General features: G+C 40.0%; 26 protein-coding genes. 21 read left to right on the forward strand and 5 right to left on the reverse strand.

What is annotated here, in order from left to right; translation table 11 throughout:
- Positions 1–20 precede the first annotated feature (20 nt).
- The 18 genes from LV83_RS19480 to LV83_RS19565 all read left to right on the forward strand — a co-directional run bounded on the left by LV83_RS19480 (position 21) and on the right by LV83_RS19565 (position 15638).
- Positions 21–716 carry a DUF2490 domain-containing protein gene (locus LV83_RS19480; protein ID WP_111613244.1) on the forward strand — a complete coding sequence of 232 codons (696 nt, stop codon included), beginning with the start codon at positions 21–23 and terminating at the stop codon, positions 714–716.
- Positions 717–1177: 461 nt separating this feature from the next.
- A complete protein-coding gene (locus LV83_RS19490; RefSeq protein ID WP_111613245.1) occupies positions 1178–2095 on the forward strand; it encodes an IS1595 family transposase in 918 nt (305 codons plus the stop codon).
- Positions 2096–2253: 158 nt separating this feature from the next.
- Complete coding sequence (locus LV83_RS19495; RefSeq protein ID WP_111613246.1) at positions 2254–2499, forward strand: hypothetical protein; 246 nt, start codon at positions 2254–2256, stop codon at positions 2497–2499.
- Between the two features lie 70 nt (positions 2500–2569).
- On the forward strand, positions 2570–3679 hold the full coding sequence (locus LV83_RS19500; protein WP_111613247.1) for a DUF4221 family protein: 1110 nt from the start codon (positions 2570–2572) through the stop codon (positions 3677–3679).
- Positions 3679–4110 (forward strand): hypothetical protein, encoded by a 432-nt coding sequence (locus tag LV83_RS19505; RefSeq protein WP_111613248.1) that lies wholly within the window; start codon positions 3679–3681, stop codon positions 4108–4110. Before LV83_RS19500 ends, LV83_RS19505 begins: the two co-directional genes overlap by 1 nt.
- A 48-nt stretch (positions 4111–4158) precedes the next feature.
- Positions 4159–4617, forward strand: coding sequence for a DUF2721 domain-containing protein (locus tag LV83_RS19510; RefSeq protein WP_111613249.1), 459 nt, complete (start codon positions 4159–4161; stop codon positions 4615–4617).
- Complete coding sequence (locus LV83_RS19515; protein WP_111613250.1) at positions 4607–5569, forward strand: glycerophosphodiester phosphodiesterase family protein; 963 nt, start codon at positions 4607–4609, stop codon at positions 5567–5569. Before LV83_RS19510 ends, LV83_RS19515 begins: the two co-directional genes overlap by 11 nt.
- Positions 5566–6579 (forward strand): threonine aldolase family protein, encoded by a 1014-nt coding sequence (locus LV83_RS19520; RefSeq protein WP_111613251.1) that lies wholly within the window; start codon positions 5566–5568, stop codon positions 6577–6579. The genes LV83_RS19515 and LV83_RS19520 overlap by 4 nt, the downstream gene beginning before the upstream one ends.
- A gap of 90 nt (positions 6580–6669) precedes the next feature.
- Positions 6670–7932, forward strand: coding sequence for a replication-associated recombination protein A (locus LV83_RS19525; RefSeq protein WP_111613252.1), 1263 nt, complete (start codon positions 6670–6672; stop codon positions 7930–7932).
- A gap of 150 nt (positions 7933–8082) precedes the next feature.
- Positions 8083–8532 carry a MarR family winged helix-turn-helix transcriptional regulator gene (locus tag LV83_RS19530; protein ID WP_111613253.1) on the forward strand — a complete coding sequence of 150 codons (450 nt, stop codon included), beginning with the start codon at positions 8083–8085 and terminating at the stop codon, positions 8530–8532.
- A 56-nt stretch (positions 8533–8588) separates the two neighbouring features.
- Positions 8589–9593, forward strand: coding sequence for an NAD(P)/FAD-dependent oxidoreductase (locus LV83_RS19535; protein WP_111613254.1), 1005 nt, complete (start codon positions 8589–8591; stop codon positions 9591–9593).
- 15 nt (positions 9594–9608) lie between these two features.
- Positions 9609–9929, forward strand: a complete 321-nt coding sequence (locus tag LV83_RS19540) for a 2Fe-2S iron-sulfur cluster-binding protein (RefSeq protein WP_111613255.1) — start codon at positions 9609–9611, stop codon at positions 9927–9929.
- Between the two features lie 205 nt (positions 9930–10134).
- Positions 10135–10305 carry a hypothetical protein gene (locus LV83_RS21505; protein WP_170124590.1) on the forward strand — a complete coding sequence of 57 codons (171 nt, stop codon included), beginning with the start codon at positions 10135–10137 and terminating at the stop codon, positions 10303–10305.
- 18 nt (positions 10306–10323) lie between these two features.
- On the forward strand, positions 10324–10827 hold the full coding sequence (locus tag LV83_RS19545) for a hypothetical protein (protein ID WP_111613256.1): 504 nt from the start codon (positions 10324–10326) through the stop codon (positions 10825–10827).
- A 61-nt stretch (positions 10828–10888) separates the two neighbouring features.
- Complete coding sequence (locus LV83_RS19550) at positions 10889–11341, forward strand: YybH family protein (RefSeq protein ID WP_111613257.1); 453 nt, start codon at positions 10889–10891, stop codon at positions 11339–11341.
- Between the two features lie 12 nt (positions 11342–11353).
- On the forward strand, positions 11354–13045 hold the full coding sequence (locus tag LV83_RS19555) for an amidohydrolase (protein WP_111613258.1): 1692 nt from the start codon (positions 11354–11356) through the stop codon (positions 13043–13045).
- 194 nt (positions 13046–13239) lie between these two features.
- Complete coding sequence (locus LV83_RS19560; RefSeq protein WP_111613259.1) at positions 13240–14772, forward strand: M20/M25/M40 family metallo-hydrolase; 1533 nt, start codon at positions 13240–13242, stop codon at positions 14770–14772.
- A 122-nt stretch (positions 14773–14894) separates the two neighbouring features.
- Positions 14895–15638, forward strand: a complete 744-nt coding sequence (locus LV83_RS19565; RefSeq protein ID WP_111613260.1) for a Dph6-related ATP pyrophosphatase — start codon at positions 14895–14897, stop codon at positions 15636–15638.
- Here LV83_RS19565 and LV83_RS19570 read toward each other — a convergent pair.
- Both LV83_RS19570 and LV83_RS19575 read right to left on the reverse strand, forming a co-directional pair.
- Positions 15628–17577, reverse strand: coding sequence for a TIGR00341 family protein (locus LV83_RS19570; protein WP_111613261.1), 1950 nt, complete (start codon positions 17575–17577; stop codon positions 15628–15630). The genes LV83_RS19565 and LV83_RS19570 overlap by 11 nt on opposite strands.
- Positions 17578–17604: 27 nt before the next feature.
- Complete coding sequence (locus LV83_RS19575; RefSeq protein ID WP_111613262.1) at positions 17605–18954, reverse strand: AGE family epimerase/isomerase; 1350 nt, start codon at positions 18952–18954, stop codon at positions 17605–17607.
- A 98-nt stretch (positions 18955–19052) separates the two neighbouring features.
- Between LV83_RS19575 and parS the strand changes: the two genes are divergently transcribed.
- Positions 19053–19481, forward strand: a complete 429-nt coding sequence (gene parS, locus LV83_RS19580; RefSeq protein WP_111613263.1) for a type II RES/Xre toxin-antitoxin system antitoxin — start codon at positions 19053–19055, stop codon at positions 19479–19481.
- A gap of 11 nt (positions 19482–19492) precedes the next feature.
- Entirely contained in the window at positions 19493–19939 is a 447-nt protein-coding gene (locus tag LV83_RS19585) for an RES family NAD+ phosphorylase (protein ID WP_245947105.1), read from the forward strand.
- Positions 19940–19947: 8 nt separating this feature from the next.
- On the opposite strand, the gene scpA is transcribed toward LV83_RS19585, so the two are convergent.
- Positions 19948–22068, reverse strand: coding sequence for a methylmalonyl-CoA mutase (scpA, locus tag LV83_RS19590; RefSeq protein ID WP_111613265.1), 2121 nt, complete (start codon positions 22066–22068; stop codon positions 19948–19950).
- Positions 22065–23471: a methylmalonyl-CoA mutase family protein gene (locus LV83_RS19595; protein WP_111613266.1), complete on the reverse strand. Its 1407-nt coding sequence runs from the start codon at positions 23469–23471 to the stop codon at positions 22065–22067. Before LV83_RS19595 ends, scpA begins: the two co-directional genes overlap by 4 nt.
- A gap of 404 nt (positions 23472–23875) precedes the next feature.
- Here LV83_RS19595 and dnaA point away from each other — a divergent pair, with 404 nt between their 5' ends.
- Positions 23876–25297 (forward strand): chromosomal replication initiator protein DnaA, encoded by a 1422-nt coding sequence (gene dnaA, locus LV83_RS19600; protein ID WP_111613267.1) that lies wholly within the window; start codon positions 23876–23878, stop codon positions 25295–25297.
- 22 nt (positions 25298–25319) lie between these two features.
- Here dnaA and LV83_RS19605 read toward each other — a convergent pair whose 3' ends face one another.
- The gene (locus LV83_RS19605) at positions 25320–25736 is read right to left on the reverse strand and encodes a nucleotidyltransferase substrate binding protein (RefSeq protein ID WP_111613268.1); all 417 of its coding nucleotides are present in this window, start codon (positions 25734–25736) and stop codon (positions 25320–25322) included.
- Between the last annotated feature and the right edge of the window lie 366 nt (positions 25737–26102).

A 26102-nucleotide genomic window follows, 5' to 3' on the forward strand; every position in this document is an offset into this window, starting at 1 on the left:
GAGATCATGATTCAATACCTATGAAGAAATTACTTTTAAGTTTATTACTTTCTTTTTTTTCACTTTATTCCTTTGCTCAATCAGGTCCTGATGAAGATCAATTGGGTACTTGGTACATGTACTTTTATAATAAGTCCTTTAAGAACTCCCAGTTTGGCATTCAAGGAGACTTACAGCTACGTCTTTGGAGTCCAGTCAGTGATTTGGAGCAGTTACTCCTCAGGTCTGGTCTTACTTACAAGCCTGAAAATGCCAATATCTTATTTACTCTGGGGTATGCTAATATTACTACTGGGGCTTATGGCGAATCCGATGCAACAGTAATGGAGAACAGGATTTATCAAGAAGCATTATTTCCCACTAAAGTAGGTCGTGTTTTCCTGTTTAACCATAGGTTCAGATATGAGCAAAGATGGGTAGAGACACAGGATCTCCGGACCAGATTTCGCTACAACCTTTTCCTTAATGTTCCATTAAATGGTTCAGCTTTAGAAAAAGGAGTAGTATATCTGGCTCTGTACAATGAGATTTTCATTAATGGTCAACGCGATATTGGTGAGGGAAGGACTGTTGAGCTATTTGATAGAAATCGATTATACCTCGGAGGAGGATATGGTTTGCTGTCTAATCTGAGAGTGCAAGGAGGCTGGATGTTGCAAACCACTGATAACTGGAGTAAAGGCCAATTGCAAGTTAGTTTGCACCATAAGTTCTAAAAGTTTTAGGCTTGGCCTGTACTGAAAAGAGTAGGTTTTTCATTTTAGGGAAATAGAAGCATTTTTAACCCGTATTATGCATTAGCAATTCTACTACGGCTTCAAGCTGCTTCAAAATCAGACGGTAGGCTTCACTTTTCGCTCTCACCGTAGCGATGCTACGACTCGATCTCCAAAGTGACTGATTTTCTTGCAGTTTGAAGCCTCGCTTAGAATCCTAATGCATAGTTCGGGTTTAATCTATTAACTTTCGCCTATGGAACTTCAACTCTCTACGCCTGCCTTACTTTTTTCGGCGATTACACTTTTGATGCTTGCTTAGTGAAAGACAATTCTATGACTTCGATAAAAGTTTTTTATGTGTATTCGGATAAGTGCACGTAGCCAAATAAAGACAATTTGTGACACTAACTTGTTAGATAGTTTTGATTCGTGTTCCTTGGTTAAAAATAGCCAATGCCATGAATATCATCAATTTTGTCCAATATTTTCCTGACGAGGAAAGCTGCGAAGTTTATCTAAAATCCTATCGTGAGAAGGCTGGAATCCGGTACAAAACCTGTAAATCCATTACCAAGCACTATTGGTTCAGCACAGGTAAGTTTTTTGAGTGTAGCTGCTGTAGACGCAGGAGTTCGCTAAAAAGTGGAACTGTAATGGAACGAAGTAAGCTTTCACTTCATGTTTGGATGACTGCATTTATGCTTATGGCAGCTACCAAGAAGGGGTTTTCATGTCTTGAGTTTCAGCGTCAACTGGGATTGTGTCGGTATGATACCGCCTTCAGGTTGATGCATAAGATTAGAGTAGTCATGGGTAAAAGAGATGCGCTTTATACGCTCACTGACATGGTTGAAATGGATGAAGCCTATATAGGCATAGCAACTGACAAGAAAGTAAAAGAGAATTTAAAAAGAGGCAAAGGGAGTCAGCGGAAGGCTTCAGTGGCTGTTTCGGCAGAATCAATCCCTTTGGAAGATCTGGAAACAGGGAAAACAAGTCGGTTTTGTGGTTACTACAAAATGGAGGTGCTTGGGAAAGTTGATGGCGAACATGCTGAGAAATTCATCAAAAAAAACACGAGCGGTGAGATCGTATTGTTTACCGACAAAAACACTGCATATGAGCACATTGAGGATATCGTTGAAACTCACTTTACGGTGATTTCTGGAAAGGAAAGCACTAATGATACCCTTCAGTGGGTACACAAAGCAATCAGTAACCTGAAACGAAAATTATTGGGAATAAATCACATGATCACCTACAAGTACCTCCAGAACTATCTCAATGAGTTTGTATACAAACTAAATCGAAGATATTTTGGAGACCGCCTATTTGACAGACTGATTATTGCGGGAATTTATCCCTACGTGCAGTAGTGCGGATACACATAAAGTTTTTATATGAAAATAGATTAAAAAAAAATCTAATTAATTTTGTAGGTTGATTTTTTTTATAATTAGCCATTCTTTTCCGGATAATTGAATTGGTAAAGGCTCTACCAGCGTATTGCAATGAGCAATTAACTTTATGTTTTATGAAAAAACGAATGATTTATCTTTTAGCAACAGGGATAGTTATTTTCTCTGGAATGATTTTGCCTCACTCAACAGATGCCTCATGCACAAGAAGCACGTCACAACCACAAAATAATGGTTTTTGTAATTTGAACGCAGAGGAAAATAAGGATGGTAGTGTTACATTAGATATGGCTTGTGAAAAATTACTTGATGAGGAAAATGGATCTTTAGGGAAATGTAAGCTTCCGCCAGGGGAAGCGTAACTTTTATAAATTTCTAGGGCCAAGTTCAACTGGCCCTTTTTTAAACTCTAATCTAATTCTTTAACCAGGTATGAAGAAGTATCTATTTGCACTATTAATTGTAGCTTTCTCGTGCAATTCTAAACAGCAAGATTCGGCAGTGCAGATTGAGCTTGAGGAATATTATATTTTTGAGTTGGATTCTTTAACTCGACGAGATTCTAAACACGTGGGTTTTGTCCCATCTCTCAACTCTATTTATCTTTTTAACGATAATACTTATACCATTTATTTTTACGATTTAGAGACAAAGAAGAACTGGAAAAAAATTCCATTAGCCAAAGAAGGTCCAGATGGCTTAGGAAGAGTAGATTTATTTAAAGTATATAGTTTGGACAGCATTTTTTCAGTGAATGAAATACTTGGACAGGTAACCAGAATTAGCAACGAAGGAACAAAAATTGAGAAGATTAGATTTTTGGACATGGATAATGGAGATCCAGCCATACAATCAGGAATAAGTTTTTTTGAATTTAATAAATCCAAACTTTATACTTTGGCAAGGCAGACACCAAACGTATTACCATTAAGAAACAAAATTTTACTAGAATATGATTTTCATTCAAAAGAGAAGACTTTTGAAATAGAATGGCCCATTGAATATATAGAAGATTGGATGATGGCGACTAAACCATCTAGTGCTGTTATACGAGGTGATAAAGTGTATTTATCTTTGCCCTACAACGAAAACATTTTAATTTATGACCTTATTGATGGTAACTTAGAAAAAAAGTATGCGGGATCTTCAAAAATAAAAAAGTATGTTCCTTACTCTGGAGATGGAGATATTCAAAGCCGGATAAGACATAGTCTCGAAGGAGCTAGATACGGTAAACTAGTTTACGAGCCAAGTTCAAAAGTATTTCTTCGAGAAGCATCGGTTGGATTGAGTATTCCTTTGGATGCAAATCCATTACTGGCAACTTCAGAATCAGGAAGCTTTTTGTCAAATAACAAGGATAATGTTTATGTGCTTACAATTGTATTAGATGATTCTCTGAATAAGATAGGGGAAGTTCCACATCAAAAATTATATCAAGATGCTTTTTGTACAGATAGTGCACTATTTAGAAGGGTGGTTATATATGAAAAAGAGAATGAAGATATTTTGGTTTTTGGAAAGTATAAGCTGAAATACTGATGAGGAAATATGGGTATTTCATCATAGTTGCGCTTGCTATAGTTTCATGTGCAAAACAAAACGATGAATTGGCTAGATATCTTTTTAATGAGAATCCAGATATTAGTTTTTTATTGGTTATTCCAAATGCAGGATGTACCGAATGCATTACGACAGTCGAAGAGTTTGTTAGTGTTAATAAGCAGGAAATAAACCAAGGGATAATAGTTTTTACCGGGAAAATATCTAAAAAGAATATTGGTAGACTGGGATTTACTTTTGATGATAAAAATATTTATCTGGATACCTCCTCTTATTTTTTAAGAGAAAATTTTTTAACCGTCTATCCTTTAATTATTTACAAGAATGGCTTTGATTTTAGGATTGAAGAAATATCTCCCAATAATCCTGAAGCATTGGATTCTTTGAAATATGTCCTAGAGGTAAATTAAAGTTCATGCAGCTTTCAAGGCTAATGTTGATTGCTGATATTTACATTTATGGAACTTCAACTCTCTACGCCTGCCTTACTTTTTTCGGCTATCACACTACTGATGCTTGCTTACACCAATCGCTTTCTGGCGATAGCTAGCCTGATTCGAGGATTGCATAAAAACTATGTGGAAGCTTCCAATCAGGAAATCATCGTAGAGCAGATCCATAATTTGCGCCGTCGACTTACCCTCATCAAAAACATGCAGCTCTTCGGAGTTTTTAGCTTTTTATTATGCATCATTTGCATGTACTTGCTCTTCCGGGGTTATACTACGATTGCGAATTGGATTTTCGTTGGGAGCATGGCTTCGCTTTTAATTTCTTTAGGAATATCGCTGATTGAAATTCAGATTTCCACGAAAGCTTTGAATTTAGAGCTTAAGGATATGGAGGATATTTTCGAAAAACGTGCTAGTGGACTGGATTTTATATTCAAAAAAGAATCAAAGAAAGATGAAGTATAAGTTTTTGTGGATCCCGTTTTTACTCTTGGTATTTGGTTCATGTAACCAAAAGCCAGCAGAGCAACAGGAGTTAGCAGCGGTAGAATCTACAGTAGAAGAAGTATCTCAGCATTACATCCAATTAAGTAGTGTAGAAGAAGCCCGGGATTTTTATGCCTGGACTTCCGATCGGATTCCGATGGTCTCGGCACATAGAGGCGGTCCATATCCGGGATTTCCAGAGAATGCCATTGAGACCTTTGCCAATGTGCTGAAATACACTCCGACGATTATTGAATTGGACGTGGCCATGACCAAAGACGGGGTATTGGTTCTGATGCATGATGATAAACTGGATCGCACGACAACTGGGAAAGGGTTGGTCAGTGAGGCTACTTATGCTGAGGTTCAGGAGCTTTATTTGAAAGACGAGGATGGAACGATTACAGATTTCAAAGTCCCGACTTTGGAAGAAGCTTTGATCTGGTCCAAGGGGAAAGCACTGTTGACAGTGGACATCAAGCAGTCAGTTCCCTATGAAAAAATCATCGAAGCAGTACGGGAAACGGAATCAGAAGCTCATGCAGCTTTGATCACCTATTCCTTTGCGGCAGCCAAGAAATTGCACTATATGGCACCCGAGTTAATGCTTTCAGTGACAATACGAAACATTGAAGAAATTCAGCGCTTGGAAGAATCCGGTATTCCATGGACTCGGGTGATTGCTTTTACAGGTGTAGCAGAGCGTCCGCAAGAATTCAACAAGGCCCTACACGAAAAAGGAGTGTTCACTATTTTAGGTGTTTTGGGTAATCTTGACCGAAGCGCAATCGCAAGAGGGGATCAACTCTATACTAGTTTCGTCCAGAAAGGCGCTGATATTTTGGCGACAGATCGTCCGATTGAAGCTGCAGCAGCCATCAAGACTTTGGCTCCATCAAAAAGTTCTAAATCCAAGTATTTCAAGAAATGATAATTGACTTAAGAAGCGATACGCTTACAAAACCGACGGCGGGAATGAAAGAAGCGATGTTTACGGCGCCGGTTGGAGATGATGTCTTCGGCGAAGACCCAACGATAAATGCTTTGGAGGAAAAAGCCGCCAAACTCTTCGGTATGGAAGCTGCGATTTATTGCCCTTCAGGAACGATGACCAACCAGATCGCAATTCGACTCCATACCCGTATACAGACAGAAGTCATTTGCCATAAATATTCACACATCTACCTCTATGAGGGTGGAGGAATCATGGCAAACTCCCTGGCCTCAGTGAAGTTGCTGGAAGGTGATTTGGGGAAAATCACTGCTGATCAGATCAAAGCTGCAATTAACCCTGACGATGTACATGCGCCTGAGACGACTTTGGTTTCACTTGAAAACACGATGAATAAGGGTGGAGGAAGTATTTACACCTTAGATGAAATCAAGCCGATTCGAAAAGTATGTAATGAAACTGGACTAAAATTGCACTTAGACGGAGCTCGTCTTTTCAATGCATTGGCAGAAACAAGAGAAAGTCCGGCGGACTGGGGTGCACAATTTGATACGATTTCCATCTGCCTGAGTAAAGGACTGGGTTGTCCAGTTGGTTCTTTGCTTCTAGGTTCAAAAGCTGATATCAAGCGAGCCAGAAAAGTCAGAAAGTCTTGGGGTGGAGGAATGCGTCAAGCAGGGTTTTTAGCCGCTGCCGGGATTTATGCCTTGGATCATCATGTTTCTAGACTAAAGGAAGATCATGCACGAGCTAGAACTTTGGGGGAAATGTTGTTGAAGTTATCTTTCGTTTCGGAAGTTTTTCCTGTTGCTACCAATATTGTAATCGCGCGATTGGAAAGGGTTACACCTGAAGAATTCATGAAGAAGCTTTCAGACCAGCAGATCAAATCCGTGAAGTTTGGGCCAGATCTAGTCCGATTTGTGACTCATCTGGATTTTGGAGATGAGCAATTGGAGGAGTTTGGAAAACGAGTTTCACATATATAAACCGTCGGACAACTTTTGTCAAATTAAAAGGCCTTTGAAGGCCTTTTTTCATTTCTCCCTATCTTGCCTCTTGAATCTAGATTCTTCAAAATGAACAATACTCCTCTTGCAGAACGTATGCGCCCAACCCGATTGGAAGACCTGATCGGGCAGGAGCATCTATCTTCTCCCAAGTCATTTTTATTTAAGGCCATCAAGTCTGGAAATGTTCCCTCTCTGATTCTTTGGGGACCTCCAGGGGTGGGGAAAACTACTATAGCCAATATCATCGCGAATGAAATCAAAGCGCCTTTTTATACGCTGAGCGCGATCAGTTCAGGGGTGAAAGACATTCGTGAAGTTATCGAGAAGGCCAAGTTTCAGCAGGGAGTGGTTCTCTTTATAGATGAGATTCACCGCTTCAATAAGTCTCAGCAAGATGCGCTACTTGGAGCTGTCGAAAAGGGAGTAATCCGTCTGATTGGAGCGACTACAGAAAATCCCTCTTTTGAAGTCAACGCTGCATTGCTTTCGAGATGTCAGGTTTTTACACTCAATTCTTTAGGAAAAACAGAGCTTGAAGCGATGATTCATCAGGCGCTGGAGCAGGATGTGGAATTGAAGAAAATCCAAGTAGACCTGAAGGAAACTGACGCGCTATTACGAATCTCTGGAGGAGATGGACGAAAACTGCTGAATCTGCTGGAAATCGTCATTGATGGCATTAACGAAGATCCATGCGTGATCACTGATGAAAAAGTCATGCAGATTGCCCAGCAGAAAGTGGCGCTATATGATAAATCAGGAGAGCAGCATTACGATATTATTTCTGCCTTTATCAAATCTATCCGTGGATCTGACCCCAATGCCGCTGTTTATTGGCTGGCAAGGATGATCGAAGGGGGAGAAGATGTGAAGTTTATTGCTAGAAGATTGGTGATTTTGGCTTCGGAAGATATAGGAAACGCTAACCCGAATGCTTTGCTATTGGCAACGAATTGCTTCGAGGCAGTGAAAATCATTGGTTATCCAGAGTCCAGAATAATTCTTTCACAGTGTGTCACATATCTGGCAAGTTCTCAGAAAAGCAATGCTGCCTATATGGCTATCAATCAAGCTCAAGCTTTGGTGAGAGAAAAGGGTGATTTGTCAGTTCCTCTAGCTTTGCGCAACGCGCCGACAAAACTGATGAATGATCTGAACTATGGAAAAGCCTATAAATATTCCCATGATTTTCCTGGGAATTTCTTGAATCAGGAGTTTTTGCCTGATGAGATCAAAGGTTTGAAACTGTATGATCCCGGAGAGAATGCGAGGGAAAATGAGCTAAGAAGATACCTGAGCTCGAAATGGCAGGGGAAATACGGGTATTGAGGAAATCTGAAATTTGAATTCTGAAATCTCAAATTGGTAATTTTCCAATATTTCAATTTTCTAATCATAATCCCATAAACCCCATAAAAATAGTAGAGAATTGTTTTCCCGACTTATATTTTTTATATATTTGTCACACTAACTATTGGTATGACACAAGAGCAATATTCCAAGTATTCATTTCTATTGGACCGCACGGCCCGAAAGGTGAAGCAATATGCTCAGCAACAGTTTAAATCAGGAGATTTTGATGTGACGGTTGATCAATGGTTGGTACTGAAAAACTTATCAGAAAATGAGGTGCTCAGTCAGACGGAACTGGCTAATCTGGTTTTTAAGGACCATCCAACGCTGACCCGAATTATTGATTTGCTTTGCAAAAAAGGATACGTGGAGCGAATGCCACACCCTCAGGACCGTCGTAGTTTTCAGTTGCACTTGACAGAATCAGGAGTTTCTAAGGTTTCTTCCTTGAGGCCAGAAATACTTCATATTAGAGAGAAAGCTTGGGAGAATTTAAGTCCCCATGATTTCGATGAGTTTAAGAGGATTCTTGATACGATTTACCAGAATCTAAACGGAGAATCTTTAGACCAATAAATAGTTAACAATAAAGAAAATTTTTAACCAGGGGAAGCCCCAAATTTTCAATAATCATGATCCATACAGACCTTTGTATTATCGGAGCCGGCCCAGTAGGCCTTTTTGCAGTATTCGAAGCTGGTTTGCTGAAAATGCGCTGTCACCTTATTGATGCCCTTCCTCAGGTGGGTGGTCAACTTTCGGAGATTTATCCGCAAAAGCCTATCTACGACATTCCTGGTTACCCTGAAGTTAATGCGCAGGATTTGGTGGACAATCTGATGGAGCAGGCAAAGCCGTTTTCTCCGACTTTTACGCTAGGCGAGCGTGTGGATCATTTGGATAAGCAGGAGGATGGGTCTTTCATCGTGACTACTAGTGACAAGACACATGTGCATGCTCAGGTAATAATCATCGCTGGTGGTTTGGGTTGTTTTGAGCCCAGAAAGCCAGTGGTTGAGAACTTAGAGCTTTTTGAAGGAAAAGGAATTACCTATATGGTGAAGAATCCTGAGACTTTCAGAGATAAAAATGTAATTCTTGCAGGTGGTGGAGATTCAGCGTTGGACTGGACTATTTTCTTGTCTAAAGTTGCCAAAAGGGTGACTTTGGTACACAGAAATGAGACTTTCCGTGGAGCTCCAGATTCTGCTGCTAAGGTGTTTGACTTGGCAAACCAAGGAAAAATCGACCTAATTCTTTCTGCTAATTTGAAGGAAGTGTCTGGAAACGGAGTATTGGATACCGTGACTTTTGTAGATAAGAGCAAAGCTGAAATCAAAATTGAAACTGACTATTTGATTCCACTATTTGGCTTGAGTCCAAAGCTTGGGCCGATAGCTGACTGGGGATTGAGCATTGATAAAAATGCGATTGAGGTAGATACGCGCGATTACTCAACTGGGGTGGACAGAATTTATGCAATTGGTGATATCAATACTTATCCGGGAAAATTGAAATTGATCCTTTGTGGGTTCCACGAAGCGGCGATTATGATGCATTCTGCTTTCAAATACGTGTATCCAGATCAGAAATTGAGCTTCAAATACACGACTGTTAATGGTGTAAATTCATTTTAATTCTATTTTTGCCGTATGGTTAATTTCACTGTAGAAGATCAAGAAGGAAATCGTCAGGAATGCGAAGCACCAGATGACATGGGCTTCAACCTGATGGAAATCCTCAAAGCATACGAATATCCGATTTTGGCTACCTGCGGAGGTATGGCGCTATGCGGCACTTGCCACATCGAAGTGTTGGAAGGCAAAGACGAATTGGGAGAAGCCACAGATCCTGAATTGGATCAATTGGAAAACTTGCCTGAGTATTTCCCTACCTCACGTTTGGCTTGCCAGATTCGAATCGGAGATGTATTGGAAGGATCAGTTCTCAAACTAAGAGGAGAAGATCAGTAAGCGATAACTAACTCACTGTTGTCCTGCTTCTCCAGAAGCTGGACTCTCGAATTGAATTTTTAAGCCACTCAGGAATGGGTGGCTTTTTTACGTTTTTACCGCTGAGATCACAAAGTTCTCACGGAGTAACAGTTGTCGTGCTCCTAGAGAAACTTGAGATGTTATGTATTTTAGAAAATGTGTAAATTACTTCAAATTGAAAGTTATGATCACGAAGCGAAAACTGTTAAAGCACATTCAGCAATTCCCAGAGGAAATGTCTATGGAGGAGTTGATTGAAAAGTTGCTTTTCATAGAGAAGTTGGAGAAGCGAATTGCTGAATCAGATACCGGTGAAGTTATTTCTGAGGAGGAATTGAAGAAAAATTTCATTTAAAACGTATTGTTTTCAACTATGAGGAGAAAGTCTTTAGGTCTTTTATTAATAGCTGTGATATTTCCTCTATTGAGTTATTCGCAAAACTTTAGCCTTATCGAGCCTAATATCAAAGAACTAAAAGCGGATTTAGGAAAAAGTGATTTTGTAGAGGATATATTTTATCTCTACCTAACTCGCAATTATAAGGTTGAATCAGAAAAGTTCGAAATAAAGAATTTTGAATACCCTGATTATGGAATTTGTTCTTTTAAACAAAGCTTTCATTTTGGAATCAGTTATTATTCTTATAAATGTGATGAAGCAGGTGGGTTAACTACTGAATTGACTTTGCCTAAAATTGACGTAGCCGACCTGAAAAATTGGATTGAGAAAATATACTATGCTGATTTAACAGAGATTCCTAATGAATGGTACGAGGATGGTGTAACCTATGGTCCTATTGATAGGGAAGTTGGTTGCTATTATCAGATTATGCTTGAAAATGAAAGTTGGATTGTCAGCGCTTATTGCGGTTGCTAAAATGAAATTTTGAAGATTTATCCCTCAATTTTAATATTGATAGAATGAAAAGTTAATTAACATGAAAATCTACCTATTTGTAATTTCCATTTTCCTCATCACCTCTTCAGCTTTTTGCCAAAACCCTAATAATACAAAGGAAGAATCCCAAGAAATCATCGACCTGATTAGTTCTTATTCCAAAGCTAGGGAGACCAAAGATACAGTGCTGCTGAAGGAAATATTGGTTAAAGATATTGATCAGCTGGTTTCCTCTGGAGTTTGGCGCAAAGGGATCGCGGAAGCGGTAAAAGGAATGATGGAAAGCTCCACCGAAAATCCAGGTGATCGAACACTCAAAGTAGAATCCATTCGATTTTTAGGTCAGGAAGCGGCACTTGTAGATTGTCGCTATGAGATCAAGAATGCTGATGGAACCATCCGGAAAATGTGGAGCACATTTGTCGTGGAGGCAGTGAAGGGAAAGTGGAAAATCTCAGCCATCAGAAATATGTTACCTACTTCTAGCAATTGATAAATTTTATTCATGCGTAGCCTCCTCCTTCTCTTCCTTTCAGGTCTCTTATTTTTTCAATGTAAACCAGAAAGAAGTCCGCCCACACTTATCCTTCACAATGCTAAAATTTGGACTGGAGAAAGCGAAAACTCCTTTGTGGAAGCAATTGCGATTCGAGACAGCCTAATTATTTCCATTGGTGATTCAGAATCTATTTTGGCCTTGGCTGGACCAGAAACCCAAGTCTTGGATTTAGCGGGAAAACTTGTTACTGCAGGATTCAACGATTCACATATCCATTTTTTAGGTGGTTCGATGGGTTTGACTCAAGTGGAATTATCAGGTGCAGAAACGTTTGACGCTGCCATTACAAGTACCTTGAAATTTATCGATGATAACCCAGACAAGGAATGGATCACGGGTAGAGGTTGGCAATACACTTTTTTTGAATCGGGCTTGCCTGACCATGAGACAATGAAGGCGCTGGATATTGATCGCCCAGTTTTTATCCGCGCCTATGACGGACATTCGGCTTATGCCAATCCAAAGGCTATGGAGCTGGCTGGATTGGACGAAGCTTCGGTTTTTACTGGTTTTGGAGAATTGGTCAAAGATGAAAACGGGAAACCCACAGGTGCCTTAAAGGAAAATGCGATGGGGTTGGTAGGTAATTTGGTTCCTGAGGATACCTTTGAAGATGAATTGGACGGGCTTCGTAAAGGCTTGGAGTATGCGGCTTCGCTTGGAATCACCTCTGTGCAAAATGCCTCTGGTTCGGAAAAAGACCTTCGCTTATTTCAAACTCTTTATGAAAATGGTGAGCTTACCCTTCGCTATGCAGCGGCATTTTCGGTTTCTGAAGAGACTAGTCCAAGCCAACTTGAGCGCTTTGCATTTTTGAAAGATAGTGTTGGTGTTTCCAATCCTTGGATCCGGGCTGATGCGATCAAATTCATGATTGATGGCGTGATAGAGGGGCATACCGGAGCAATGTTAGCCCCATATTCAGATCTTCCTCCATCCGATCCTTTGGCCTTAGGTCAGTTGAATTTCTCCATAGAAAACTATCAGAAGTTAGTAAAAACATTGGATGCAAAAGGCTTCCGATTGTATGCGCATGCCATAGGGGATCGTGGCGTACGGGAAGTTTTGAATGCCTATGAAAAAGCGATGTTGGAAAATGATTCTAAGGAAAGAAGACATCGTGTGGAGCATATTGAGACGATCAACCCTGATGATATTCCGCGCTTTTCAAAATTAGGAGTACTACCAAGCATGGAGCCGATTCATGCGGAACCTGGCACGACGACGGTTTGGTCAAAGGCTGTAGGTGAGGAGCGATTGCCTTATTCATTTGCTTGGAGGTCACTTTTGGATGCAGATGCAAAATTGGTTTTCAGTAGTGATTGGCCGGCATGTATAAGTTTGAATCCCATTAGAGGAATTCACGATGCGGTGAATCGAAGGAACCCGAGCGGGTATCCAGCTGAAGGTTGGATTCCTCAGGAGCGTATCAGCATCTTTGAGGCTATGAAAGCATATACTTCGATGGGTGCTTATTCATCCTTTGAGGAAGACCGAAAAGGACTTTTGAAAGTGGGTTTTTTGGCTGATTTGGTCGTTTTTTCAAGAGATTTGTTTGCGATTGATCCAATGGAAATCCATCAGGTTGTCGTAGAAAAGACGGTAGTAGATGGGAAGATTATCTATTCAAAAGATTGAAAAAATTATGAGGCTACCGGTTATTTCTTGAAGATACCTGAAATTAAGAAAATGCCCAGGGTTCGAAATTGATTGTTGACTGACTTTTACATGAACAGTGTTTATGATCCTGTTTTTTAGGTTAATTTCACCCTGAAGTTTATTTTTCTACACAAGTTCATTTAGATAGAACGATTTCTTAACCCCCAATATTTATGAAGAGAAAATTATTAATCCTGCCGGCGTTACTTTTAGCCGGAGTGACTTTTGCCCAACAAGTAGAACTTGAGGCAATTGAAAAAATCAAAAAAGAAGGCTTAGAAAATTCCAAAGTAGAGGAGATTGCTTTTCAATTAGTGGACAAAGCTGGCCCGAGATTGAGCAATTCTGAAGGCTACGAACGTGCTACAACTTATGCAGTCAAGCAGCTTTCTGATTGGGGTTTGGAAAATGCCGCAACTGAGCCTTGGGGCGAATTTGGCCGTGGCTGGGAAATGGAAAAGAGCTACGTTGCGATGACTAAGCCTTATTACATGCCTTTTATCGCTATTCCGAAAGCCTGGACTGAAAGCACTAAGGGTGAAGTAAGTGGCAAGGTTTATTTTCTTGACATAAAAACTGAAGATGACTTTGCTAAATACAAAGGCAAACTCAAAGGTGCTATTGTGGCTATTAAGCCAACTGGAACCCAAGAGCCTACCTACGAACCAGATGCTGTACGTTTCACAGCGGAACAGCTGCATGGTATGGAACATCCAGCTCCGAGAGGAAATAGTGGCTACACGCCGGAGATGATTGCTGACTTGAGAGCTGCTAGAGCTTTGGCTCAGAAAGTCAATGAGTTTATTGCTGAAGAAGGTGCAGCTTTGATCATCAAAGGAGTAAATGGTCGTCACGGCACACTTTTTACAAGTAGCCCCCGAGGTTATATTAAAGACACCCCAGAAGGAATTCCTGAATTGGAAACTGCGCCTGAAAATGTGAATTTGATGGCTCGATTGAGTGAAAATGGGGTAGAAGTGGAAGTGGAAGCAGAAGTGAAAACCCGCTACAGAACTGATGATCTTCAGGGATATAATGTGATCGCTGAGATTCCAGGTTCTGATCCTACTTTAAAATCAGAAGTAGTTATGCTTGGTGGACATTTGGATTCATGGCATGGTGCAGGTGGAGCGACTGATAATGCAGCGGGTTGTATCGTGATGATGGAAGCTGTTAGGATTTTGAAAGCTACAGGTCTTCAGCCAAAGAGAACTGTACGCATTGCACTTTGGGGCGGTGAAGAGCAAGGGCTTCACGGATCTAGAGGATATGTGAAGAATCATTTTGGTGATCGTGAGACGATGGAATTGAAACCTGAGCATGAAAAGTTGTCCGCGTATTACAATATTGACAACGGTACAGGTCGAGTTCGTGGGATTTACCTTCAAGGAAATGCTGCTGCTGAGCCGATTTTCAATGAGTGGTTTTTGCCTTTGGATGATATCGTTGAAGACCGTACGATCACCATCAGCAATACCGGAGGAACGGATCACCAGAGCTTTGATGCATTGAGCCTTCCAGGTTTCCAATTCATCCAAGATCCTGTAGAATACCGCACTCGAACGCACCATACAAATATGGATACGTTTGAGAGATTGGAGTTGGATGACTTGAAGCAAATGGCCGTGGTTATTGCTTCATTCGTGTACAACACAGCTCAAAGAGATGAAATGATTCCTAGAAAAGAATTAAGAAAAGTAGAATAAAAGAATAACTATCCACCAAATCCAAAACGGATATAAAGCAATTTATATCCGTTTTTTGTTTTCAGGTAGCCAAATGTTCTGGGCATTAGGGTTTACTTTTGGGAAAGCAAAAAAGTTAAGTTTTGAACAAAGAGAAAGCACTTTTCAACTGGAGTGGGGGAAAAGACTCTGCACTGGCATTATATAAATTGCAGCAGTCACGGGAGTTTGAAATCGCTTGTTTATTGACAAGTATCAGTCAAAAATACCAGCGGATATCCATGCATGGAGTTCGGGTAGAATTATTGGAAAAACAAGCTGAACGTATTGGGATTCCCTTAGTGAAAATGGAAGTTCCAGATATGCCTTCTATGGAAGTCTACGAAGAAACCATGCGAAATACCCTATCCAAAATCAAGGAAGATGGAATCACAACCTCAATTTTCGGAGATATTTTTTTAGAAGATTTGAGAACTTATCGTGAGAATAAGTTATCCGAATTAGACATTAAAGGTGTTTTTCCACTGTGGAAACAGCCTACAGATAGACTTATTCGTGAGTTTCTGGATTTAGGATTCAAGACCATCACCACTTGTGTGAACGAGAAATATTTGGATAAAAGCTTTGTGGGCAGAGTGATTGATGAATACTTCTTGAAAGACCTTCCATCCAATGTCGATCCTTGCGGCGAAAATGGTGAGTTTCATACGTTCGTATTCGACGGACCAATTTTCAGTAAGCCGATTGCCTTTGAAAAAGGGGGAATCGTACTTAGGAAATACGAGGCACCAAAAACTGAAGACGATTCTGATCAGTGCTTTTCAAATGAGCAAGAAGATCCTGAGCTGTATGGGTTTTGGTATTGTGATTTGCTTTCTACTGAGTGAAAGACTTCCAGATTCCTTCAAAAAAACCCTCTTTTTTTACGTTTTTAGCTGATTCTCCTATGCTTATTCCCAATGTCATTTCTAATTCTATCGGCTGGTCGACTTCTTCTTCGATCTCAGATTTTATTTCATCAAAATCATCTGCAGTGAGAACTTTATCTGCAAGAATTGTCACTGAGAGGCGGAGTGGATTCAACTGTATCACTTTTACTTCTCTTAGTATTCCATGAGGGATTTCCTTTCCAGCTAATTCCTGAATGATCGAGTTTTCATTGACCATTTTAGTAAAGCTCAAACCAAGAGGCAAAGCGATAGCAAGTAGAATTCCCAGGCTGATCATAAGTCCGCGCTTGGCAAGACGGAAAGGTGAGAAGCCCAATATCAAGAAAGTCAATGAGGCCGACATGACAATCCCCGCTAAGTTTGTTCCTAGGAGAAGCATGGCTCCTCCGAATACTCCCGGATCTAGCCATCCTATACCTATTCCTGCCACAGCCAAAGGTGGTACCAAAGCAACAGAAATAGCTACGCCAGCAAGCGTTTTGTTGATTTCCTCTTTAGAGTAGGCATATGCGCCAGCAACTCCCGAAGCAATTGCGATTCCTAAATCCAATAGATTTGGTCGGATTCTGGCGAGAATTTGATCATTGAGAACTTCCAGAGGTGTAATCAATGAAATTAGAATTGAGAAGAACAGCCCAATAACAACTCCCCAAAAGATAGTGATCATGCTGTTTTTGATGAGTAACCCGTCTTGACGAAGTGCCCCCATAGCCAAGGAAATAATAGGTCCCATCAATGGAGCTAAGATCATTGCGCCTATCACGACTGGTGCGGAATTGCCGAAAAGTCCAAAGGTCGCAATCATCGTAGAAAGTGCCATCAAAACCAAGTAGCTAGAACTGGTTTGCGCATTCTGTCTTAACAAGGAAAATAGCTCTTTGAATTCTTCTGCAGTAGCGTGACGAACCCATGGCAAATATCCGTGAAGTAATTCTTCTTTCAGTTTTCCGGTTGGAAGCGACTTTGCATTTATCTCTGCAGGGCCTTCTTTTTTTTCTTGCTCAAGCAAGATTTTTCCAGGCAAAATGGAGATCGGGTCTTCGGTGAGCTTAATGATAAGTTCTTTTTCTTCTCCTTCTTGTCCATCAAGTGCAAAATGAATCTTTTGTTTCGAATTGATTTTTACCTCACTGCTGGAGATATAGCCTACAAAACTTGGAAGCGTACTTCCATGTGTTGGAAAAAATAGATTTTGGAGTCCGAACTGGATTAAAGCAAATAGGCTTTTGGGAGCCAAAATTAAAATGTGAATTCTTCCATCATTTAATCCAGACTCTTCAATAACCCTCCGAAAAATGAAATTGCTTTCACAATGGGCCACCGCTAAAATCCCCATTGCGGCTGTCTCAACTGTTTTTTCTTCCTCATTCTTATCAAGATAAGTTATGGTGTATGGCTTAAGTATTACCCTTCGAAAAAGATTTACTAGTTGAGAAAAGCGTTTTTTAATTCCCGCAAAAAAGGAGGAGGTAGAATTGGAATAAAGGATACTCATAGAAGTACCTACGACCAGCGAGTTAAAAACTATCTGCTCGTTTACCTGCATAGTTTCTAAATCAGGGATTTCCTTAGCTTCTTGTATTTCTTGCCAGGCATCTTCAAAGTCAGAATTGATGCAAAATCCTTTTCTGTTCTCAATCCCATCAGGATGTGGTAATAGGGCAAGTTTTACTTTAGTCTTGCCAAGCGATTCTATTAACTCTTTTAATTGTTTGTCGGAAAGGGAGCAGGCTAAGCAATCATTTTCGGAATAATTTGAACCCTTCAATTCAGATAGTGAGACATGGTTGTCAGGCTTTGGGTCAAGTCTTTCTAGAAGCTCGTCAAGTTTTTTTTGCTCTGTTTCCGGGTCAAATACAAAAGTAATTTTCTTCATTCTTTACTATTAAAAAGGTTCGTAACTCTATTCGCCATGTCTACTTATTTCTCTCAATCTTTCAATGCAATGATCTAAAGACCTATAATGATGGTAAATTCCTTTCCAAATATTGCCTTTTCCTACAGTTTTAAGTTCAGGTTGTTTGTCCAAACCACCAGAATACCAATCTCCGTTCTCATGATCGATTAAGTAAGTGTCGGTATAGTTCCACAGCTTTTCAAACTTACCATAATAGTCGTGTGGATCGTCTGGATAAAGTTCAGCCATAAGCAAAAGTGCATTCATTCCCTCAGCCTGTGCCCACCAATTTTTGGTGTCGTGAGTAATTCTGAAGCCATCTTTGAAATAATAACCCTCATCATAAAAACCACCTACACTTTCATCCCAACCCTTTTCCAGCGCATGATCGATCATCTTTTTTGCAATTCGGTGGGTTGTAGTGTCATTTTCCCAACCTAATGTTTCTGAGGCTTCTATCATCAGAAAACCTGTTTCCACATCGTGGCCAAATGAAACGTGGTCCAAATTATGATGAGCAAGAATAACTGCTTCAGTTGAGTCTACGAAAGTCACAGGCTTCCAATCTGGATAAAGAAAAAGGGTCAAGTTACCTTTCTCGGTCACAATTTGATCTCTTATTAGGAGAAGCATTTCCTCTAATCGCGCCTTCACAACTGGGTCTGGCCAAACATGATACAATTCAGTGAATGCTTCCAGCAAATGAATGGAGCTATTTTGATCCTTATAGCCCAAATCGGAAGTGGACGGGATAGAGTCTGATCTGAAAATTGGCGTGCCGTCAATGGCTAAATGCTGGTAATATCCTCCGTTAATTGTGTCGTGGGCATGTTTGTCCAGCCAGAGAAAAGATTCCTTTGCGAAAGCTAGAGCTGATTCGTCTTTGGAGGCTTCATAGTAAGCTGCTAATGCAAAAATCCCAAACGCATTTCCATAGGCTGTTTTCATTGGGTTACCGATTTGCTTTCCTTTCTTGTCTACTAGCCAATAAAATCCACCATATTCATAATCCCACATTTTACCTTTGAGGAATTGATAGCCATGTTTTGCGCCTTCTTTATAGTGATCTATTTCAGGGTATTTTAACGAAGCTTTTGAGTTTGTCCAAACATGCCGTGCTTGGGTGACGATCATTTTTTCCTGCTTTTCTCCAGGTTTGAAATCGTAGGAGAAATTACTCAGGAAACCACCATCTACTGTATCTATAGATGTGGGGTACCACTTGTCAAGTACTTCTGTTTTGAGATGGTGTTCCAGTTGATCAGCTAGGATTTCTTTATCATTCTTTACCTTTTCAGGAGAAGAGCAAGCAAAGCAAAGCGACAGAAATAATGTAGGGAAATACTTTAAGGACATATTGGAAATAAATTTTTAAAAAAGTGATGATAAAATGAACAACTTCAGACAAATGTCGTTAATTTTATGACAGTTGTACTTAGTGTAAAGTTAGAGACATGACTCAATTTACTATTTTCGATCCAGAAGTTGCTTATAATACTACAGACGATAAGTTCATTAATGACGTGATAACTCTTGTCAGGCAAGGTGTTTCGTTTGATGATTTTGATAAGTTTGCTTCCAAGAGCGCATTTTCGAACGAAGAATGGGCCGATTATTTACACATCTCGGAGCGTACACTCCAACGATACCAAAAAGAACAAAAATCATTTGATTCCTTGCAGTCAGAAAAGATAATCGAAATTGCCCTACTCCAGAAGCGAGGTGTGGAGGTGTTTGGTAAGAAGGCGAAGTTTCAATCTTGGCTAGAGACTCCAAGTTTAGCTTTGGGAGATTTAAAGCCAAAGTCATTTTTGGATAGCAGTTTTGGGATTACGCTTTTGAAGGACGAGCTCACTAGGATTGAGTATGGCGTTCTGGCATGAAGGTTTACCGCTTGAGCAAAAGCAAGTATAGCCTTGATTTATCAGGCAAAGGAGCTGAATTAGCTGGTGGGAGGTGGAATAGCAAGGGAAAAGCGGTACTTTACACCAGCCAATCCCGAGCACTATGCACTGCTGAAATCGCTGTTCATACTCCGTTGGGAAACATTCCGACTGATTATGAATTAGTGGAAATCATAATTCCAGAGAATATTGAAGTGAAGGAAATTGAGATTTCTGATTTATCACAGGATTGGAAAGCTATTCCGCACTCTCATGCCACTCAGCAATTGGGAGATAAATTTCTTGCTGAAAATAGATTTTTGGTTTTGAAAGTTCCATCTGCAGTGGTTCAAGGGGATTTCAATTATTTAATCAATCCTCTGCATAGAAGGTTCTATGAGGTGGAAATCTCCCTCACAGAACCATTCGATTTTGATGCCCGACTATTCTCGAGATAATATCAAGGCTACTCTTCTATCAACTTCTTCAATATTTCTATCGCAGCTTCTGACAAAACTGTCCCTGGACCAAATACAGCAAATACTCCTGCTTCTTTTAGAAAAGAATAGTCTTTTGCAGGAATCACTCCACCTGCAACCACCATGATATCAGGTCTTCCCAATTCATTCAAGGCCTTTATCAATTGAGGAACCAGCGTCTTATGACCTGCTGCCAAAGAGGAGGCGCCGACTATGTGCACATCATTTTCAATTGCCTGTTGAGCAACTTCTTCTGGAGTCTGGAAAAGCGGTCCGATGTCCACGTCAAAGCCCATGTCCGCAAAGCCTGTTGCAATAATCTTCGCCCCACGGTCATGACCGTCTTGGCCCATTTTAGCTACCATGATTCTTGGGCGACGGCCTTCTAATTCAGCGAATTCGTCAGATAAAGCAATTGCTTTTTTAAAAGAGTCTTGATTTTTCACTTCTGCTGCATAAACTCCAGTGATAGATTTTGTTTGTGCTTGATGGCGTCCAAAAGCTACCTCCATCGCGTCTGAGATTTCTCCTAAAGTAGCTCTTTTTCTAGCGGCATCGATTGCTAGTTCAAGTAGATTTCCTTCACCGGATTTCGCTACTTCAGTTAGATTTTCCAAGCTTTTTTCTACTTCACTCTGATTTCTGGATTCCTTCACTTTTTTTAGTCTTGCCAGTTGAGATTCCCTGACGGCTTGATTGTCTACATCCCGAACCTCTATTTCAGAATCTTCTTTAATTTGATAGCGATTTACTCCTACAATGATGTCTTTTCCACTATCGATTCGTGCTTGTTTTTTAGCTGCTGCTTCTTCGATTCTTAGTTTAGGCAAACCTTCTTCTATTGCTTTGGCCATTCCGCCTAATTCTTCTACCTCTTCTATCAAAGCCCAGGCGCGCTGCACCAATTGATCTGTCAAAAACTCTACATAATGCGAGCCGCCCCATGGGTCAACTACTTCGCTGATACTAGTTTCTTCCTGTAGAACCAATTGCGTATTTCTGGCGATTCTAGCAGAGAAATCTGTTGGTAATGCTATTGCTTCATCTAGAGAATTAGTATGAAGTGACTGCGTGCCCCCCATCACGGCAGCCAAGGCTTCTACAGCTGTTCGGGTGACGTTATTAAATGGGTCTTGCTCTGTAAGAGACCAGCCTGAAGTCTGGCAATGCGTACGAAGGGCTAAGGATTTATCGGATTTGGGATCGAATTGCTGGACTATTTTTGCCCAAAGCAGACGACCTGCGCGTAGCTTGGCAGTTTCCATGAAGTAGTTCATCCCAATCCCCCAAAAGAAAGAAAGTCTAGGAGCGAAATTATCGATATCTAAACCTGCTTTTACGCCAGTTTTCAAATATTCCATTCCATCTGCAAGCGTGTAGGCCAATTCTATATCTGCAGTTGCACCAGCTTCCTGCATATGATAGCCGGAAATTGAGATAGAGTTGAATTTGGGCATGTGCTCAGAAGTGAATTTGAAGATATCTGCAATAATCTGCATCGACGGCTGAGGAGGATAGATGTAGGTGTTACGCACCATGAATTCCTTCAGAATATCATTTTGTATCGTTCCACTGAGTTGTTCAGGCTTTACTCCTTGCTCTTCAGCTGCCACTATATAGAAAGCCAAAATTGGGATCACGGCGCCATTCATGGTCATGGAAACCGACATTTGATCCAATGGGATTTGGTCGAAAAGCAGCTTCATGTCTTCAACTGAATCGATTGCCACACCTGCTTTTCCAACATCACCCACTACTCTTGGATGATCAGAATCGTAACCTCGGTGAGTCGCTAAGTCAAAAGCGACGGATAGACCTTTTTGGCCACCTGCTAAGTTTTTTCTGTAAAAAGCATTGGATTCCTCAGCCGTAGAAAACCCTGCATACTGTCTGATAGTCCAAGGTCGCATGCGGTACATTGTACTGTATGGTCCCCTCAAATAGGGAGGAATTCCGGCTGCATAATTTATATGAGAGAGCTTGGACATTTCTTTTAAATCAAAAATAGGCGGGATGGAAATCTGCTCTGGAGCTTCCCAGTTTGCTTGTGGATTTGATTCAGAAGTCTGAATGTCTGATGTTTTCCAATTTTTTATATCAGGTCTCATGCGTTCTTCAGGGATTTTTCTTCTACAAAATAAGTTGCTCTGCTTGGGAGTAATTGAAAGTCTTTCTCGACGATTGGCTCAAAAGGAAGGTGGTTTTCCAATTCGCCCTTTGCGGGGTATTTATTGGCTCCCACTTTTATTTCTGAGTTTGAGAGAACTCTCTTTTGAGCAGCTTCTCGAGTATTTCGGATTTTTTCATGAAGTGTTCGGTCTTCAAAACTTTTTAGCCAACCACCATCTTTCTCTAATTCTTGCAAGCTTGAGACTACGGATTTCTCAAGTTCCTTTTGCAATTTTTCCAGATAAAATGATCCAGCTGCAGGATCCATCACCTTGTCCAAATAGCTTTCTTCTTTGAGAATGGAAGAAACATTTCTGGCAATTCTTTTTTCCAAAACTGAGGCATTTTTCCCTTCAGCAGGATTTACCCAAAGTGAATTCCCGCCTCCAAGAATTCCCGCCATTGCTTCATAAGTCTGTCGGATTAGATTGGTGTTTTTGTCTAGAAGTGATTTGCTGAACGAGCTAGTGGAGGTAATAATGTGAATATCCTCCATCTGGATTTTTGCGCCATAATTTCCAGCTAGCTCCACGATCAGCTTCCGCAATGCTTTGACTTTAGCTATCTCGGCGAAATGTGAATCGCCAACTGCTGTGTGAAAAGCGAGATTCTCAAAAACCTGAGTAGGGGAAATGGCTTTTTTCGAAAGCTTGTCAATCAATTCAATAATTTCTCCAAGTCCAAAGCAAAGTTCTTGGATGCCCGTTGCTCCAGTATTTGCATACCTGGCAAAATCAATAGTCATGGGGTAAAACTCACGGAAATCTTTAAAATCGTTGATCGCTTCTGCCACTAGGTTAATGCCTGAATCAAAATTTTCGCCGCTTTGAAACAATTCGTCGCATGGGTTCCATAAAATTGCTCCGCTCAACATCGTAGGCTTAAGAGATAGATCTTTGATCCATTCTTTTAATTCACGGAAAAACAAGGCAGTTTCTCCAGTGGGTAAAAAGTTGGTAGATATAAACTCTGTGTGAACACCTTTTAAGATCTGACTTAGATTTTTTGTCCCATCCAAATTCAAGATCAAACCTTCTGCACCAGTCTGAAGTGCATGAAGGATTTCTTGGTTTGCCTGTTTTTCATTTTCAGGGAAAATAGAAACCAGATTACTCCAGATTCGAGGCGACATGCCAGGGATTTTTGGATCCTGGTGAAATTTAAATTGAGGAGAAGAATCATCTAAATCCTCATTCGTATAGAAAGGCTGTGTTTTAATAGTATCCCAAATCACCGAAGTAAGGGTTTCCTCAAAATCCTTTCCTTTTAGGTCCTTTTTCACCTGATCTATCCAGGCCTCTTTACTGGACTGTGGGAAGGTATAAAAGTCATTATTTATCATAGTTGGGTTTAAAATTTCTCTAATTCTGTAACTCTTTTAATAAAAACCATTTTTCAATCTAAAGTAATTAGTCAAAATGACCTTTATCAAAATTAGGGAAATGAGAGAGAAATAAAGAATGTTGATGAATTGCAGTATAATTTCGAATTGAGTAATGATTCTTTCAAGGTCTTGAATATTAGAATAGTTGAATAGGGGAATTAAAATATGCCTTCAATCAGTCCAATATGATCCTCATAAACCAAAAAGTATTTTGATCTCAAAATTTCTTTCAACAAAAAATAGTAATTGATCAAAAACTCAATATTTCAAGAAGAAATCCATTTTTTATTTAAGTTAATTTTCTCCAAATTTGACACCCTTGTACCTACCGCAAGATCATTGTTTTTCAGAAATCTTCTCTAATGAGTTCAGAAGCTAGCGCCGTTTGGAATGAATGTTTACGTGTTATCGAGCAACACGTCAATGAGCAGAGCTTTTCAACTTGGTTTAAACCTATCAATCCCGTAAAACTTGAAGGCACTTCGTTGACTATTCAAGTTCCTAGTCAATTTTTCTACGAATGGCTGGAGGATAATTATGTGCAAGAGCTGAAAATCGCTATTAAAACAACCCTGGGGCAAAGTGGGAGATTGGAATACGCAGTGGTTGTAGATCGAGGTAACTCTTCGAATCAACCTTATGTAGTTTCATTTCCCCAAGGGAATTCAGCAAGTAATAAGAAAACGCAAGTTCAGACTGAGCCTGACAAGACTCCTTTTGAGATGAAATCGCTAAATGCAGAAGCATTGACGAATAGTAATCTAAATCCTACTTACACTTTTACCACCTATATAGAAGGGGATTGTAACCGGCTTGCACGATCTGCAGGATTTGCTGTTGCCACAAAGCCAGGAATCACTTCCTTTAATCCCCTGATGGTTTATGGGGGAGTAGGTTTGGGAAAAACGCACTTAGTGCAGGCGATAGGGAATGAAATCAAAAACGGTCCGGATAATAAATTCGTGCTGTACGTTTCCTCTGAGAAATTTGTAAATCAATTCATGGACTCCATCAAGGATGGAAATGTGAAAAGTTTCACCAATTTCTACATGCAAGTGGACGTGTTGATCATTGATGATATTCAGTTTTTGGCTGGAAAAGATAGAACTCAGGAGATGTTTTTCCATATTTTCAACCACCTCCATCAGAGTAAGAAGCAAATCATAATGACTTCAGATTGTCCGCCTAGGGATTTGAAAGGATTGGAGGAACGATTACTTTCCAGATTCAAATGGGGTTTGACGGCAGATCTACAAATGCCTGATTTCGAAACGAGGGTTGCGATTATTAGAAGGAAAATGCAGTCCGAAGGAATTATTATTCCTGATGATGTAGTAGAATACCTGGCTTACACCGTAGATACCAATGTGCGAGAGCTAGAAGGAATTCTTATTTCATTGATTGCGCATGCTTCACTGAACCGTGTTGAAATCAGTCTTGAGCTCGGTAAAACTGTGATGAAAAACATCATCAAGGACATTGAAACTGAGGTGGGAGTGGATTTTATTCAGAAGACAGTTTCTGAATATTATGGAATTGCGCTGGATGACTTGAAAGCAAAAACAAGAAAAAAGGAAATTGTGACTGCTCGGCAAGTTGCGATGTATTTTTGTAAGGAATTCACCAATCATTCTTTGAAATCAATAGGCTATCACTTTGGAGGAAGAGATCATTCTACGGTCATCCATGCGGTGCAAACAGTGAATGATATCATGGAAACTGATACTTCTTTCCGAAATGCAGTGCTAGAGCTGAAGAAGAAATTCAAGATGCGGTCATATTAATCTGGACGTTTTTAGCTTTTAACTATTCGTTAAGCACTTTACCCATCGTATCTTCAAATCGCTGTAAAAGCCTAATGTAACGTTTCTGAATATTATCTATGAATTTCTCTTGCGTATCAATGTCATACACTGGGCTGTATTGAATTCTATCAATCACGATATCCAACCATGCTTTCCCATCATCGATTAATTCAGCGTGAAAAGCTTCCACTGTCAAATCCCTAGATCCGGAAAAAGGACCTTTTCCTATTTGCTTGAAATAATGGGTAATCACATTCAGCGCCAACTCGTGCGTTGCTTCAAAATGACTCAAGAGATCCCTAGCTTGGGACTCGGTGAGTTTACCGTTTTTTGCTCTCTTCCCGTATTCGGTTAGGTCAACTAGTTCAGTACTAAATTCCTCTAAAAGAACTGCGCAGGATTTTGAGATAGTTTTCATAATATGGGGCTATATTCTAACACTCTTAAAATAATAAAATATGATGAATATTATATATTATTTAGTGAATGTTATTTAAATGTTAAAGAAGAAAAGCAGGTTTTGTATTTTTGGCACGGAAGAAAAAAAATATTTTTTTATTAAAAACTGCAAAAGTAGGGGTGGCAATGAAAAGTCTGCTTTTTTGAATTTGAGCTTCAATTAGTGAAGAAAATTTAAATTTTATCAGCTAAAAAATTTGTTTGAGGGTCATATTCCATAGAAAAGTAATTGAGGAAAAGGCATTTTGCCAAATACTGGTAGATCCTACAGTCTGATGAAATTTGTACGGTTTCCGAAATTACATATATTTGTTCTGTACGATTA

It is taken from the genome of Algoriphagus yeomjeoni (assembly GCF_003259505.1).
Lineage (GTDB): Bacteria > Bacteroidota > Bacteroidia > Cytophagales > Cyclobacteriaceae > Algoriphagus > Algoriphagus yeomjeoni.

What these genes read in the sequence shown, in the direction of transcription:
- LV83_RS19480 (WP_111613244.1), top strand. Translation starts at nt 21, where the DNA reads ATGAAGAAATTACTTTTAAGTTTATTACTTTCTTTTTTTTCACTTTAT.
- LV83_RS19490 (WP_111613245.1), top strand. Translation starts at nt 1,178, where the DNA reads ATGAATATCATCAATTTTGTCCAATATTTTCCTGACGAGGAAAGCTGC.
- LV83_RS19495 (WP_111613246.1), top strand. Translation starts at nt 2,254, where the DNA reads ATGAAAAAACGAATGATTTATCTTTTAGCAACAGGGATAGTTATTTTC.
- LV83_RS19500 (WP_111613247.1), top strand. Translation starts at nt 2,570, where the DNA reads ATGAAGAAGTATCTATTTGCACTATTAATTGTAGCTTTCTCGTGCAAT.
- LV83_RS19505 (WP_111613248.1), top strand. Translation starts at nt 3,679, where the DNA reads ATGAGGAAATATGGGTATTTCATCATAGTTGCGCTTGCTATAGTTTCA.
- LV83_RS19510 (WP_111613249.1), top strand. Translation starts at nt 4,159, where the DNA reads ATGGAACTTCAACTCTCTACGCCTGCCTTACTTTTTTCGGCTATCACA.
- LV83_RS19515 (WP_111613250.1), top strand. Translation starts at nt 4,607, where the DNA reads ATGAAGTATAAGTTTTTGTGGATCCCGTTTTTACTCTTGGTATTTGGT.
- LV83_RS19520 (WP_111613251.1), top strand. Translation starts at nt 5,566, where the DNA reads ATGATAATTGACTTAAGAAGCGATACGCTTACAAAACCGACGGCGGGA.
- LV83_RS19525 (WP_111613252.1), top strand. Translation starts at nt 6,670, where the DNA reads ATGAACAATACTCCTCTTGCAGAACGTATGCGCCCAACCCGATTGGAA.
- LV83_RS19530 (WP_111613253.1), top strand. Translation starts at nt 8,083, where the DNA reads ATGACACAAGAGCAATATTCCAAGTATTCATTTCTATTGGACCGCACG.
- LV83_RS19535 (WP_111613254.1), top strand. Translation starts at nt 8,589, where the DNA reads ATGATCCATACAGACCTTTGTATTATCGGAGCCGGCCCAGTAGGCCTT.
- LV83_RS19540 (WP_111613255.1), top strand. Translation starts at nt 9,609, where the DNA reads ATGGTTAATTTCACTGTAGAAGATCAAGAAGGAAATCGTCAGGAATGC.
- LV83_RS21505 (WP_170124590.1), top strand. Translation starts at nt 10,135, where the DNA reads ATGATCACGAAGCGAAAACTGTTAAAGCACATTCAGCAATTCCCAGAG.
- LV83_RS19545 (WP_111613256.1), top strand. Translation starts at nt 10,324, where the DNA reads ATGAGGAGAAAGTCTTTAGGTCTTTTATTAATAGCTGTGATATTTCCT.
- LV83_RS19550 (WP_111613257.1), top strand. Translation starts at nt 10,889, where the DNA reads ATGAAAATCTACCTATTTGTAATTTCCATTTTCCTCATCACCTCTTCA.
- LV83_RS19555 (WP_111613258.1), top strand. Translation starts at nt 11,354, where the DNA reads ATGCGTAGCCTCCTCCTTCTCTTCCTTTCAGGTCTCTTATTTTTTCAA.
- LV83_RS19560 (WP_111613259.1), top strand. Translation starts at nt 13,240, where the DNA reads ATGAAGAGAAAATTATTAATCCTGCCGGCGTTACTTTTAGCCGGAGTG.
- LV83_RS19570 (WP_111613261.1), bottom strand. Translation starts at nt 17,577, where the DNA reads ATGAAGAAAATTACTTTTGTATTTGACCCGGAAACAGAGCAAAAAAAA.
- LV83_RS19575 (WP_111613262.1), bottom strand. Translation starts at nt 18,954, where the DNA reads ATGTCCTTAAAGTATTTCCCTACATTATTTCTGTCGCTTTGCTTTGCT.
- parS (WP_111613263.1), top strand. Translation starts at nt 19,053, where the DNA reads ATGACTCAATTTACTATTTTCGATCCAGAAGTTGCTTATAATACTACA.
- scpA (WP_111613265.1), bottom strand. Translation starts at nt 22,068, where the DNA reads ATGAGACCTGATATAAAAAATTGGAAAACATCAGACATTCAGACTTCT.
- LV83_RS19595 (WP_111613266.1), bottom strand. Translation starts at nt 23,471, where the DNA reads ATGATAAATAATGACTTTTATACCTTCCCACAGTCCAGTAAAGAGGCC.
- dnaA (WP_111613267.1), top strand. Translation starts at nt 23,876, where the DNA reads ATGAGTTCAGAAGCTAGCGCCGTTTGGAATGAATGTTTACGTGTTATC.
- LV83_RS19605 (WP_111613268.1), bottom strand. Translation starts at nt 25,736, where the DNA reads ATGAAAACTATCTCAAAATCCTGCGCAGTTCTTTTAGAGGAATTTAGT.